Annotated in this window: 11 protein-coding genes; 1 reads left to right on the plus strand and 10 read right to left on the minus strand. The window is 70.9% G+C overall.

The genetic code is table 11. From position 1 onward, the window contains the following. Positions 1 to 231: 231 nt before the first annotated feature. A complete protein-coding gene (locus ACF08M_RS07910) occupies positions 232 to 1,215 on the minus strand; it encodes a LuxR family transcriptional regulator (RefSeq protein ID WP_392184367.1) in 984 nt (327 codons plus the stop codon). Between the two features lie 217 nt (positions 1,216 to 1,432). Between ACF08M_RS07910 and ACF08M_RS07915 the strand changes: the two genes are divergently transcribed. Continuing rightward, positions 1,433 to 2,845, plus strand: coding sequence for an aminopeptidase P family protein (locus ACF08M_RS07915; protein ID WP_392184487.1), 1,413 nt, complete (start codon positions 1,433 to 1,435; stop codon positions 2,843 to 2,845). A gap of 277 nt (positions 2,846 to 3,122) precedes the next feature. Here ACF08M_RS07915 and ACF08M_RS07920 read toward each other — a convergent pair whose 3' ends face one another. The 9 genes from ACF08M_RS07920 to ACF08M_RS07960 all read right to left on the minus strand — a co-directional run bounded on the left by ACF08M_RS07920 (position 3,123) and on the right by ACF08M_RS07960 (position 13,004). After that, positions 3,123 to 4,385, minus strand: a complete 1,263-nt coding sequence (locus tag ACF08M_RS07920) for a ricin-type beta-trefoil lectin domain protein (protein WP_392184368.1) — start codon at positions 4,383 to 4,385, stop codon at positions 3,123 to 3,125. Between the two features lie 421 nt (positions 4,386 to 4,806). Next, positions 4,807 to 5,784, minus strand: a complete 978-nt coding sequence (locus tag ACF08M_RS07925) for an MBL fold metallo-hydrolase (RefSeq protein WP_392184369.1) — start codon at positions 5,782 to 5,784, stop codon at positions 4,807 to 4,809. Continuing rightward, the gene (locus tag ACF08M_RS07930; RefSeq protein ID WP_392184488.1) at positions 5,781 to 6,155 is read right to left on the minus strand and encodes a PaaI family thioesterase; all 375 of its coding nucleotides are present in this window, start codon (positions 6,153 to 6,155) and stop codon (positions 5,781 to 5,783) included. Before ACF08M_RS07930 ends, ACF08M_RS07925 begins: the two co-directional genes overlap by 4 nt. 309 nt (positions 6,156 to 6,464) lie before the next feature. Next, positions 6,465 to 8,360, minus strand: a complete 1,896-nt coding sequence (locus ACF08M_RS07935) for a DUF4157 domain-containing protein (RefSeq protein ID WP_392184370.1) — start codon at positions 8,358 to 8,360, stop codon at positions 6,465 to 6,467. A gap of 221 nt (positions 8,361 to 8,581) precedes the next feature. Further along, positions 8,582 to 9,301: an NADase-type glycan-binding domain-containing protein gene (locus ACF08M_RS07940; protein WP_392184371.1), complete on the minus strand. Its 720-nt coding sequence runs from the start codon at positions 9,299 to 9,301 to the stop codon at positions 8,582 to 8,584. 442 nt (positions 9,302 to 9,743) lie between these two features. Next, entirely contained in the window at positions 9,744 to 10,307 is a 564-nt protein-coding gene (locus tag ACF08M_RS07945; RefSeq protein ID WP_392184372.1) for a phage tail protein, read from the minus strand. Then, positions 10,304 to 12,265 (minus strand): putative baseplate assembly protein, encoded by a 1,962-nt coding sequence (locus ACF08M_RS07950; protein WP_392184373.1) that lies wholly within the window; start codon positions 12,263 to 12,265, stop codon positions 10,304 to 10,306. The genes ACF08M_RS07945 and ACF08M_RS07950 overlap by 4 nt, the downstream gene beginning before the upstream one ends. After that, positions 12,265 to 12,690, minus strand: a complete 426-nt coding sequence (locus ACF08M_RS07955; RefSeq protein WP_392184374.1) for a GPW/gp25 family protein — start codon at positions 12,688 to 12,690, stop codon at positions 12,265 to 12,267. Before ACF08M_RS07955 ends, ACF08M_RS07950 begins: the two co-directional genes overlap by 1 nt. Continuing rightward, entirely contained in the window at positions 12,687 to 13,004 is a 318-nt protein-coding gene (locus tag ACF08M_RS07960) for a PAAR domain-containing protein (protein ID WP_392184375.1), read from the minus strand. The genes ACF08M_RS07955 and ACF08M_RS07960 overlap by 4 nt, the downstream gene beginning before the upstream one ends. Positions 13,005 to 13,047: the final 43 nt, after the last annotated feature.

Raw genomic sequence — 13,047 nt, forward strand, 5'->3', positions numbered from 1 at the left:
CCGGATCTCACCCGGAGATGTCGTCGTCACCCACCACGTCTGCGACTCCTCGTTATACGGTCAACGTCGTCGGCAGCTTATCAGCCCACCACTCCGCCCCTGCCGGAATTTCCGTTCCCGCGGATCACCGCGCCCCGGCCGCGTGCGTGGACAGCCCGATTGCGCTCCTGCCGGCACCGTCACCGGCTGCCTCGGTGACGGCAAGCGCGTGTCGTCCGGCGGCGGTACCGGTCACAGCCACCCGCAGCGCTGTGCCTGGAGGGCCATCTGGAAACGGTTCGCGGCGCCCAGCTGAGCCATCAGGATCTGCAGGCGGCGGAACAGCGTGCGGCGGCTGATGCCCAGCTCGCGGGCGATGACGTCGTCGCCCGCGCCGCCCGCGAGGAGCCACAGCAGACGACGGTCCGCGGGTGGCAGACCACCTGGGCGGGTGGTGCGGCCGTGGAACGGCAGGGCGTTCTGCCAGGACTGCTCGAACAGTGCCACGAGCGCGGAGAGCAGACCGCACGGCTGTACCACCAGCATGGTGTTGTGCACGTCGGCTTCTTTGATCGGCAACGACACGAGCGCGTACGCCTCGTCGATGATCACGAGTTTGACCGGCACCGATGGCAGCACCCTGGCCTGTTCGCCGGCCTTGATGCACGGTTCGACTACTTCCTTCAGATGGCCCGGATGCTCCAGCGACTCCCGCGAGTACACGACACGCTGCGTCACACCGCGGGCGAGCGTGGCCAGCGCGTCGTCCGTGGTTTCTGGCAAGGGGAAATACGGAGGTGACTCGAACTGCCGGATCTGATCGCGGGCGCTCGCCCACGCCTGACGAATCCTGGGGCCGATGGCGTCGCCGGTGACGACCTCGACCAGATTGTCGTGGTACGCGGCGAGCCGCTGTCGCCGGAACGATTCGAACGCGCCCCCGATGGTGATGCGCGACTCCTCGACCTCGGCCGCCCGGTGCCGGGCGAGGATCTCCAGGCCCGCGGTGGGTGGAACCGGTGCCACCACGTCCCCGTCCGTTTCGGCGGCACTGGCCAGACCGGCGTCGACCAGTGCGGCGTATGCCGCGGCGAGTTCCGCACCGTCCAGACCGGCCGCGGTCCCGATCGCACTCAGCGGAGCGGGGGCCAGCTCCAGGAGTGTCAGATAGACCTGGCACGCCGCGTGATCGATGCCCAGAAACCGAAGGGCTTCGCCGAGTTTCGCGTTCGTCATACGGCGCATTATCGACGGCACCCGTCGGGGTCGTGGCCGATCTGTGCCAGTGGCAGTCTTCGGCACCGAACGCGCGTGCGGCGGGATACCGTCCGGGAACCGGCGGCGACCGGCGGCAGCGAGGGCCCCGGGGCCGGACCGGGGGAAGGCCGGGCCCGTCCGTAGCTCTCTCTGCCCCTCGCGGCTGAGGAACCCACCCATGAGGAAGGTGAATGACGTGGCCGAAGGCCGAAAGAACGGTCTCTACTCAGGGATCTCCGAGGAACTGTCCACTCTGATGCGTGCGGGGTGGGCGGACACCGAGCGGCACGACCTGCGTCCCGGCGAGCAGGCTCCGTACGCGGCCCGCCGCCGCTCCGCGCTCTCCGCGTGCTTCCCCGGCGAACGCCTCGTGATCCCCTCGGGGAACCTCAAGGTCCGTTCGAACGACGACACCTACCCGTTCCGCCCGTACTCGGGCTACGTGCACATGACCGGAGACCGGGCCCGGGACGGCGCGCTCGTCCTCGAACCCCGTGCGGACGGCGGCCACGACGCCTATTGCTACCAGCTGCCGCGGGACAGCAGGGACAACAACGAGTTCTGGACCGGTACCACGGCGGAGTTGTGGATGGGCCGGCGCCGCTCCCTCGCCGAGTCGGAGACCGTGCTCGGCCTGCCCTGCCGCGACGTCCGCACGGCGGCCGCTGACCTGGCCGCCGGCTCCGGTGCGCCGACCCGGATCGTCCGCGGTGTCGACCCGTCTCTCGAAGCCGCCGTCACCACCGACGAGGAGCGCGACGCCGAACTGGCAGGGGCACTCAGCGACCTCCGCCTCGTCAAGGACGACTGGGAGATCGCCGAGCTCCGCAAGGCCGTGGACTCCACCGTGCGCGGATTCACCGATGTGATCGGTGAGCTCTCCAGGGCCATCGCGTCGTCCGAGCGATGGATCGAGGGCACGTTCTTCCGCCGAGCACGCCTCGAGGGCAACTCCGTGGGCTACGGTTCGATCTGCGCCGCGGGCGAGCACGCCACGATCATGCACTGGACGGACAACGACGGTCCGGTGCGCCCGGGGGAGCTGCTCCTGTTCGACGCCGGCGTCGAGACGCACACCCTCTACACCGCCGACGTCACCCGCACACTGCCGATCAGCGGGACCTTCACACCCCTGCAGCGCAAGGTCTACGACGCGGTGTACGAGGCACAGGAGGCCGGCATGGCCGCCGTCAAGCCGGGGGCGGCGTACCGCGACTTCCACGAGGCGTCCCAGCGCCATCTGGCGGCCCGGCTGGTCGAGTGGGGCTTCATCGAAGGTCCGGCCGACCGTGCGTACGAACTCGGTCTCCAGCGCCGCTTCACCATGGCAGGCACCGGCCACATGCTCGGTCTGGACGTCCATGACTGCGCGCAGGCCCGGCGCGAGGAGTATGTCGACGGCGTGCTGGAGCCGGGCATGGTGCTCACCGTCGAGCCGGGCCTGTACTTCCAGCCGGACGATCTCACCGTGCCCGAGGAGTGGCGCGGTATCGGCGTGCGGATCGAGGACGACCTGGTCGTCACCGACGACGGTCACGAGAACCTGTCTGCGGGCCTGCCGCGATCGGCGGACGACGTCGAGGCATGGATGGCCCGGTTCGCGGGCTGAGTGCTCGAAGAAGGGGTCTGCGCGCGCCGTCATGACGACTGACATCGGGCCGGTGCCGCGCTCGGCCGGCTTCTTTCCGGGCGGGTGCCGATCGCTGCCGTCAGCCCCGGCGGACTCTCCGGACCGGCGCTCGCCACCCCGGCGGCCGGACTCAGCGACGAGTCCGGCCGCCGGTTGCCCTCCCGCGCCGACCGCCGGATGACGGTACGGCGCGGCCGGGGCGCGGGAGCGGACGTCGCCCCGCAAGGGGGTCCCGGCCGGGCTGACGCGTGGGACTTCACTCGCCCCACTGCCAGTACTGTTCGGGCCGGGCCGGTGCGGTGCAGTCGGCGAGGGTCAGCCGGGGGCTTGGGTGGTCCCGATCGTTCCAATGGGCGGGGAGCTCACGGTCGTCCTGGTACAGGCAGTGGTTGCCGCTGCCCTCGATCCGCACTGCCGTGCGCTTCCACGTCGGGCTCTTCCACGGCACACGGGTCCATTGCTGGTTCGTACTTCCGCCGCGGCAGGGTTCGAGGACGACCCGGGGGCCGACGGCCGTGAGACAGGAGTCCGGCTCGCTCCGGAGTCCGATCGTGCCGCCCCGTCCCATCCGCCATTGCTGCCCGGCGGATCCGTCACATGCGCGGATGCGGACTGTCCGGCTCCCCGGCGAACCGTCTGCCGCGTCGAGGCACTGGGCCGGATCCGGACCGGTGAAGAACGTGGTCCGGCCGATGTCCCCGAGGACCTCACCCGGCCGTGGAGAGCGATGGATCTGTTCGTACTGCCGATGAATCCACAGGTTCCAGTCCTTTTGCAGCGCACCGCGATAGGGCGGTACGTTCGCGCACCGGCCGGTCGCGCGACACCGGCGTTTGGCAACGTACCAACGCACCACCCTCTCCTTCTCCGACGCCTGCGCGGGCGTGAGGTTCGCCTTCATCGCCGACATCGTGTACGCGAGGTACGACGTCACGGGAACTCCGAGGGCGTAGCCCACGTCCCTGAAGTACCGGGCCGCGATGCCGTGGTCGCTGTGGTCGACACCGCCGCCGAGACCGAACGCGAACGATGCGTTGTCGTAGTCCATCGTCAGGACACGTTCCGCACGGCTGTTCCTGACCAGGGCGGAGAGGGTCGCGAGCAGCCGTTGCTCGCTATAGCTCGGGCCGCCCAGGAACCCGTGGACGCTCTGCTTGCTTCCGTTGAAGAGTTTGAGCACGCTGTTCGCTTCCTGACCTTGCGGAAGCCCGTCGTGGAGATCGAGGAAAGTCAGCCGGATGTCGGCGTTCCGGGCTCGGCCGTCGAGCAGGAACGACCGGACCCGGATGTCGCCGACCTGCATATCGGACTGGTCCCAGGTATCGGCGGCTCCCGCCATGGCCGCATAGGCCGCCCGCACCCCGTATTCTCTGCCGTCCACGTACTCCAGCGCCTTGACGCGGTTCGCGATGGCATCGTCCCCCGCGGTCAGATAGACGGTGTGGACCGGGCATCTCTCCCGGATGGTCCGCGTGATCTCCGGGTTCATGAAGAACAGGTCGTCGTCGGGGTGCGCCACACCCACCAGGGTGCGACGGCATCGGGACGGGTCGTTCTGCGAGTCGGCCGCCGTGCCCGGGCCGGAAGGCGGGGGTGGCGCGGCGGTGCAGCCGGCGCCCGACAGGGCGCAGAGGACCACCGCCACGGTCAGTGCGCGGAATGGGTGCTGTGGGCGCCGGCGACTCCCATGGTCCCTCGACATCTTCCCGCCCATCCGTCGTCTCGTCCCGTACCGCGTGCTCCTCCAGCGGATGATCACCGCACGGGGTGAACGGACCCAGCCGACTCGCCGGGGGCACACTCGGTCGGCGGTCGGACACGGTGCGCCGTATGCCCGCGGGAGCATGCAGGAGCCGGAGCACACCTTCCGGCGGTTGGAACCGGGCCGGAGTGGACCACGAACAGCCGCGCCACTGCTTGCCGGCCAGGTCCGCCGCGAGTCATCGCGGCTCCGCCGCCGGCCACACACGCGGATACGGCACACGCAGCGATTCCGGCGCGACCGGGGTGTGTGCGGCGGCCGCGTGGAGGCGCCCGTCGCGCAGGACGACGGCGCCGCTGCGGAGCATCGTGGTGGTCAGCTCGGCGGCGAGCGCCTCGGGCGTGCGGTCCAGGAGTCGTGCGGCGTCGGCCAGCCAGGCCCGCGCGTGCAGGTAGGGCTCCACCTCGTCGGCCGGGATGCCGCCGCGGATCATCAGGGCGAACGCGAAGATCCGCCGGGCCCCGTACCAGACTGCTCCGTCCGGGTCGTCCACGAGGCGCCGGGCCCGGCGCAGGGCGGTGGCGAACGCCGCACCGGGATCCGTCGGGACGGGCCCGTGCGAGGGGAGCAGTACGCGCGGGGCGAGATCGGCCATCCGCTGCAGGGAGGCGAGCGCCGTCGTCGCCGCGCCGGGCCCGTCGAGGGCCAGGTTCACCCAACCGACGTCGTAGTCCGACAGCGCGTCCCCGACCACCAGCAGTCGCTCCTCCGGCTGCCACAGCGCCAGATGCCCGGGGGTGTGCCCGGGTGTGCGGATGACCTCCCAGTCGGCTTCCCCGAGTCCGAGGATCTGCCCGTCGTCGAGGGGTACGTCGACCGTGTACGGGGCGACCGGCTGGTCGAGATATTCGGCCGCGCAGCAGCCCGGGTCCCTGCGGGAGATCGCCTCCGCCTCCGGTGCTCCGGCCGCGATGCCGGCGCCGCTCGCCTGGAGGAGGGCGTTGCCGCCGACGTGGTCGGAGTGCCAGTGGGTGTTCACGACCAGGCCGACGTCCCCGGCGTGCGCGCGGGCCCAGTCGGCCGTCTCCTCTGCGTGGCCGACGAACCCGCTGTCGACCAGGGCCGGTTGGCGTCCGGGCAGCAGCAGCGTATTGGCGTCGGGGAACGGCCTTTGCCGCCAGGTCGCCCAGGACGGCAACGACGGCTGCGGGCTCACGGAGCGGGCCTGTCCACGCGGATCAGCGTCTGCTGCCCGTTGGCGACAAGCTTCCGCCGTCCGTCCTGGACGCCGGACACCTCCAGGTTGCACACGGTCAGGGTGCGTCCCGACTTCAGGACGGTCCCGACCGCCTCAATGCGGTCGCCCAGGGCGGGCGCCAGCAGGTTGATCTTGTACTCGACGGTGAGCACCTCGGTGTTCTCGGGGAACAGGGTGAAGGCGGCGTAGCCGCCGGCGCTGTCCGCGACGGCGCTGGTGGCACCGGCGTGGAAGTAGCCGTGCTGCTGGGTGACTTCAGGACGGCTCGGGAGTGCGATGTGCACACATCCGGGTCCGATGTGGGTCAGCCGTGCACCAAGATGGCCCATGAGCCCCTGGCGGTCGAAGCTGGCCCGGATGCGTGCCTGCACCTCGGGGCTCGCCTGCTCCTGCCGCGTCTGTTCTGCCACGTGTTCCCCTTCGACGGACACCCCGTTCCGCGAACGGGGCGAGGCGGGTCGGTCAGCTGGTCGGGCGTTCTCCCCGGCATTGTCCCGCGGTCCTGGCAGCGGGCCTCACTCAGGGCCACGCTGCCGATCCTCCCGATCTCGCCGGCGGCCGGCCCTGCGCCTGCTGACCGCCGGCGTGCGCGATCTGCGCGCTGTTTCGCCGCACAGGGAAGGGACAAGGGTCCGTGGTCAATGTGCATACTCGATGTTCTGCTTGTCGACGTGAACGGAGTTCGGCACCATGGCCTGCGGGCGGACCACGTCCTTGAGCAGGAAGAGTGCCAGGTCTTTCGCACTCCTGCCGCGCAGTGCCTTTCCCGCCTGCGGATCCACTTCACTGATCCGGGCCACGTCGGCCAGGAGCCGTTCGACAAGGCCAGGGATGATGTCCGGTCCGGCCAGCACGTTCTGGTGGAGCAACTCGGGGCGCTCCAGAACGGACTTCTGAGGCCCGGTGTAGCGCTGCCTGGATTTGGTTTCCTCGGCAATCTGAGTCCGAATCCTTTTCGACTCGAAATGGCGTTCGGCGGTCATGGATTGGGACGGTTGGGACTCAGGAAACTTCGGGTCACGCTTGAACTCGCGCAGTTTTGAGATGTTTTTGTTGTCCCTGAGGAACCGGTTCACGTTCTTGGTGCGGGACTGGACCTCGGGAGGGTCGGAACGTTCCACCAGCAACGTCGGGAACTCCCGCGCGGCGAAGTCGCTGAGCATCACCCAGCCATTGTTGAGCAGCCCCGACTCCTTCAGGCCGAGGGATATCCGGGCTTCGTTTCCGAAGCGAGAACCCCGGAAGCCGCTCTCGGGTGCTTCGATGTAGAAGAACACGAAGCCCGTATTGGCCAGCGCGTGGACGTCGTACGTGTCCGTATTGTTCGCGCCGCCACCGTGGTCCGTCTCGAGCTTCGCCCTCGACTGCAGCCCCCCACTGACTATGCCCTCGATCCGCTCCTTCGGGGCGTAGTGGCGGACCACGAAACCATTCAGCGCCCGCTCCAACTCGTCCCGCATTCCCCTGTACCACTCGACGTCGTTCGAGATGTTCGCGTTCTCGTCCCGCAGCCCCTGAAGGTTCCCCGCCGACAGCTGCTCGAAGTAGGGCCTGCCGGTCCTGCCCACGGCGGCCGTGTTCATCGGGAAGTCCTTGTCCGTCCAGAGGAGTCCCTGCTGGGTCATCAGGTCGTAGGGGCCGTCCGGCGTACTCATCGTTCCCCGGAGGGACGCGAGCTCGTCGTCGACGTGCTTCAGTTCGCTCTCCACGACGTCGCGGATGCTGCCCGGGCCGCTCGGCAGCAGGCTCTGAATCATCTTCAGTTCCCTTATCTGCTCATTGAGGTCCAGGTCTGTCAGCCTGTCGTACCGCTTCACGACCTCGGCCACGCCGTCCGGCAGGTCGTCCTCCGCGAGCTGGTCGTGCAGCGAGGTGGCGGTGCGGCGTTGCAGGACGGGACCGGTGCCGGGAGCCGTGTTCTGCTCCGCACGGCCGTGAACGGCCGGCGCGTCCGGTACCGGGCCGGCCATCACTCGCGCCGCGTTCGCCTCCGCCGCCCGCTCGAAGCGGTCGTCCGGGTGCGACAGATACAGCCCCGCACCGTTGTCCGTCCCTGCCACGGCTCCTTGGCGCTGCTGGATCACGTGCGTGAGCTCGTGGGCGAGAGTGTGCTTGTCGGTGCCACCGGCGCCGACGACGACATGGCTGCCCGATGTGTACGCGCGGGCGCCGACTTCGGCGGCGGACGCCCGGGCGGCGCTGCCGCGGTGGATGCGGACGTCGGAGAAGTCGGCTTCGAGACGTGCTTCCATCTCGGTTCGGGTTGCCTCGTCCAGGGGCTTGCCACTGGTGCGCAGGACGTCGTGGACGGCGGAGCGCTGCACTGCGGGCTGCTCAGTCCGCTGGTGCCCGCAGTCGGCGCCGTGCCGGTGCTGTTCCTGGGCCCAAGGATGCCCGGCCTGACGGAGCATCTGGACAACGGCCGCGTTCCCGGCTGTGCTCTGCAGTGAGAGGACGCCCTGGGGCGGCATCCGCTCGTCCACCGTGGGTGTGCGGGCCGGTACATGCCAGGTCGCCGCAGCGGTCGATCTCACGTGGTCGTGATCGTGCAAGGGGGTCCTCTTCCCGCGTAGAAAAATATCTCTCTCTGCATACGCGGCGTCCGGGCACCAGAGCCAGGTGCGAAGAGGCAGAGAAGGAGGGCAAACGGGCAGAGTGCGGGAGCCTGGAGACCCGGCGAGTGCTGCCTCGCCCCGGAAGGCCGGGCCGGACCGGAGCGGCGCCGCCCCGGCCCTTTCCCGAGCGGCGCCCGGTCTCACGTGCGCTTGAAGAACTCGACCTCCCCGACCGCGATGGGCCGCCCCTCGGCCTGGCCGGACGCGGCCCGCAGCACGAGCCGGACGGAGACGACATCGCTGATGCCGGTCCGTACCGTCTGCGGGCCCGGCTTGTCGGTGAGGGTCACCGCCTTCTCGTGGACCTCGCCGTCCGCCGTGGTGACGATCAGATCGGCCCGAGTGGGCCTGGCCCCCTGCCGGAACTCCTCGGGTTCCTTCGACACACCCGTGTGCACCGTGACGCCGACCAGCCGGAACGGCTTGTCGAAGACACAAGTCAAGGACGAGCCCAGCGCGGGTGCCCCCCAGTACGTGTTGGTCACCCCGTCGATGGCCGAGGTCGCCGGATGGCCGGGAGCCTGGGAACTCGCGGTGACCTTCGCCGGGCTGATCTCTGCCGTTCCGCCGAGCTTGTCCCGTACGTCCTCGAAGAGGTAGCGCCCGGCCGGCAGGAGCAGGAAGCCCGCGAACAGCAGCCCGACGACCGCCAGCACCAGCAGGGTCCGCCGCAGCGCCCGGCCCGATCCGCCCCGCACGCGGCGGCGGAACGGCCACACCGTGCGCCACCACGGCAGCGGCTTGGGCTGCTCCCTGGTCTGCAGCGGTGCGGCGCAGCGCCGGCAGAACCGGCGTCCCGGCAGGTTCGGGGTGCCGCACGCCGGGCACGGCGGCCCGTCGGGGTTCTCTTCCGCTGCCACGGGCCTGACGACGGGGCGCCGGGCGATCGGTTTGGCGGGCTGCACCGCAACTACGGGCACGTCCTCCGCTGCCGATGGTTCCGGCAGGGGAGGGGCGGGCTGTGCCGGCTGCGGGGGCGGTTCCGGGGCCGCCGCGGGCACCGCGGGGGACGGTCCGGCAGGCTCCGGTGTGCGCAACCGCGCGGGTTCCGCCGGTGGTTCGGGACGCGGGGAGGACGGAGCCCCGGCCGCGGGATCCGAGGCCTGCGGGGCGGAACCGGTCCGGGGAACGGCCGGAGCTCGGGTCGTGGGCTCGGCTGCCGGTTGCGGCGGGCCGACAGGTTCCGCGGCGGGCGGATTCCGCGGTGGCCGGGAGGACCAGCCCAGATAGGAACCGCAGTTCCCGCAGAATTCGTCGTCCTCGCGGTTGGCGCCACCGCACGCCGGACATGAGCGCATCGCGTCAGCCTCCTGTCTCGTCTGGCGCGCCCGGCAGGATCTCCACCCGGCACGTGAGGTGTACGGGGCACGAGGCCGCGACGACCTCCAGGACGCGGCTCGCGTCCACCGGCCCCCCGCGCACTGCCCAGACCCGCACCAGCAGTTCTCCGGTCGGAGCCGGAGGCAGCTCGGCGCCCGGCTCGGACGACCACGCGACGCCACCGCCGTCCTGGATGTCGGCATGCACACCGAAGCAGAGCCGGAGATGTTCGATCAGGCCGCGGCGGGTGCCACGCCACCGGTGCAGATCGACGGCGCGGGCGACGACGGCCCGCCGCAGCCCCTCGGGCCACGCCGGATCGAGCTCGGCGCCCACCCAGGACGACAGCCAGGGCAGGAAGTCGGCAGGGGCCAGCGCCGGGTCGAAGTAGGCGGGGAGGTTGTCCAGGGTGGACAGGACGGGCGCCAGGACGGTGTCGAGGCCCGCCGTGAACCGCTGGGCGAGGTCGTCGTCCGCGTACAGCGCGGGCAGCAGCTCGCCGATCGGATAGCGGCTGGCGAGCCCGGGTACCGCAGCCCTCGTCATGAGCCGTCACCGGCTCCGCTCGCGGTGACCACGACCTGGTGCTGGTGCGAGAAGACCAGGGCGCCCGGCGCGACGTCGATCCGCTCCACAGCCCCCCCGCGCCGGCCGGTGATCGGGTCCGCGGGAAACAGCCGGACCTCGTCCACCAGGCCCACCCCCCGCACGCCCTGCAGTACGGCGAAGACCTCGCCGTACTGCACCGGCCTGCCGAACGGCCACCCCGTCCCCTCCGCTCCGCCCCGCAGGGGGTCGATGTGGCGGAACAGCGCCGCGAGCGCCTCCGCGCGGACCCGGTCCGTGTCACCACCGGCCGCCACCAGCCTGGCGACCACGGTGACGCCCTGGTACGCGGGCGGCTCCACCACCAGCCGGGTACCGACCAGCCGCCGTTCGTCGAGCCGTGCCGCGACCGTCGAAAGCACGGAGTCCGGCGGGACCAGCTGCTCGAACCGCAGCTGGCCGCCTTCGTCGGCGACCGCGTCGGGTACCACCAGGACCCGTACCGCACCGCCCTCGCCCGCCACGGCGGGCAGGCACCGGACCCTGCGCAGGGAAGGCGCGGCCTCGCGGGCGATGACCTCGTAGTCATCGGCCGTGACCGCCCGCTCCTGCACCCGGAGGATGTTGGGCGCCCGGATCTTCGCGTTCTCCACCGTCTCGCCGTCGACCCCGCCGCGAGCCGCCTCGCGGTTGTCCACGCCCGCCACGTACGGCACCGAACTGCGCAGTACGCAGATGGCGCCCCGGGCGACGTTCCCGGCCGCCCCGCCGCCCGTCCGGTAGCGGGGGATCCGCAGCTGTGCGCCCTTCTCGGGCACCGCACCGTAGGCGCGCATCGTCCCGTCCGGCTCGCGTACCTCCGGCGGGAAGGTGAACTCGCCGGAGACGGCGTCGATCCGCACATGCCGGTCGTCGGGGGAGGAGGCGCCGAAGTGCTCCACGGTGGTCCAGATCTGCCAGCCCTCCGCGGAGGACACCTGGACGACCGGTGGCTCGCCGTCCAGCAGCAGCGGCGCCCTGCTCACGGAGAACCTCTGCCCGGCGACGCCCTCGGAGACGCCGAGCGGAACGTCGAGGACGGTCTCCGCGTGTTCCACCCCCATGGTGCCGCCGACGGTGAACACCTCGGCCTCCCGGATCGTCGGCGACTCGGAATAGAACGGCTGGCCCGGTTCCGGCGCCGTGACCCGGCAGCGCAGCCACCCCGCCCGGGTTCCCGCGGCCACCGACACCGTGTGCCCGGCGGGGACGAACACGATCACCTCGCCGGGCCTGTTCAGCCCGCCGGTGCTGTCCGTGCCGGTCTGGCACGTGACCCAGCGGGCACCGTCCCATGCCTCCCACACCAGCGGCGGCTGCCGCGGGTCGACACCCACGCCCTCCACGCGGCTGTCCAGGCGTATGGCGACGATGCACCGGGGGACGGCGGTGGGCAGCCCGAACAGCAACGCGTCGCCGGGCTCCGGCCGGGGCTGGAAGCACGGTATGTCCTTGCCCGCGCCGAGCGGTGCGGTGCGGTCGGTCTGATCGCCCGACGCCGGTGCGGTGACCAGCCGGACCAGCGAGCTCGGCACGATCGCCAGGTCGTCGGAGGTCGAGAACACCACGGCCTCCTCGGCTTCGCCGCGTGAAGTGGCGACCTCCGTGCCCGCGGGGAGCCGCACGGTCTCCGGCTGCGGTGCGGACAGCCAGAAATCGACCTCGGCCCGCGCCACCGACGGCGGGAACAACGTGACGCCGAGCAGGTCGAGGAAGGCGGAGTAGTTCTTGTCCGGTACCCGGTTCAGCCGATAGAGCAACTGGTCGACCATGTAGGCGAACGTCTCGATGAGCGTGACCCCGGGGTCCGACACGTTGTGGTCGGTCCACTCGGGAGAGCGCTGCTGGACGTACCGCTTGGCCTCGTCGACGAGCTGCTGGAAGCGCCGGTCGTCCAGGTTGGGGGAGGGCAGGGCCATCAGCGCACTCCCGCTTCTTCGGAGCTCTCGGAGGAGGGGATGGTGTAGAAGGGGAAGACGAGATTGCGCAGGTCGTTCGTGGCCCGCACGGTGTAGTGCACGTCGATGTACAGGGTGCCCTCCTCGATGGCGTCGAACGCGATCACCACGTCGGTCACCTCGATGCGTGGCTCCCAGCGCTCCAGCGACGTACGGACCTCGTGCGCGATGCGCCCGGCGGTGGCGCCGTCACCGGGTGCGAAGACGTAGTCGTGAATGCCGCAGCCGAACTCCGGGCGCATCGGCCGCTCGCCCGGCGCCGTGCCGAGCACCAGCCCGATGGCCTCCTCGATCTCCTGGTCACGCTCGACCATGCCGATGCCGCCCGTGGCGCCGACCCGCAGCGGGAAGCCCCAGCCGCGTCCGATGAATCCGCCGCCGCTCACATCGGGCCCCCGATCAGTACGTTCGGCGCACCGCTGATGATGGGCGCGCCGCAGCTGGTGTTGTCCCGCATCCGGGCGGCGGGCAGCCCGCCGATGAGGACCTGACCGGTGACCGCGGCGGCCGGGTTGGGCATGATCACATTCCCCGGCCCGAGCGCGGCGTGCGGGGGAACGACGCACACGTGCAGGCTCCCGGTGACGGCCGCGGGCCGGCCGCCGATCAGCACGGTGGCGACGGCCACCGCACCCGGGGGCGGGGTGCCGATGACGCCGCCGTGGGCGGTGCTGTCGCCCGTGCGGGCTGCGGGGGGCATGGTCGGTGTTCTCCTTGCTGGGAAAGGGGCTTCTGGGGGTGTC

Source organism: Streptomyces sp. NPDC015032, assembly GCF_043080425.1.
Lineage (GTDB): Bacteria > Actinomycetota > Actinomycetes > Streptomycetales > Streptomycetaceae > Streptomyces.

Excerpts from the sequence above, each read along its gene's own strand:
- ACF08M_RS07910 (WP_392184367.1), bottom strand. The coding sequence starts at position 1,215 with ATGACGAACGCGAAACTCGGCGAAGCCCTTCGGTTTCTGGGCATCGAT.
- ACF08M_RS07930 (WP_392184488.1), bottom strand. The coding sequence starts at position 6,155 with ATGGGCCATCTTGGTGCACGGCTGACCCACATCGGACCCGGATGTGTG.
- ACF08M_RS07945 (WP_392184372.1), bottom strand. The coding sequence starts at position 10,307 with ATGACGAGGGCTGCGGTACCCGGGCTCGCCAGCCGCTATCCGATCGGC.
- ACF08M_RS07950 (WP_392184373.1), bottom strand. The coding sequence starts at position 12,265 with ATGGCCCTGCCCTCCCCCAACCTGGACGACCGGCGCTTCCAGCAGCTC.
- ACF08M_RS07960 (WP_392184375.1), bottom strand. The coding sequence starts at position 13,004 with ATGCCCCCCGCAGCCCGCACGGGCGACAGCACCGCCCACGGCGGCGTC.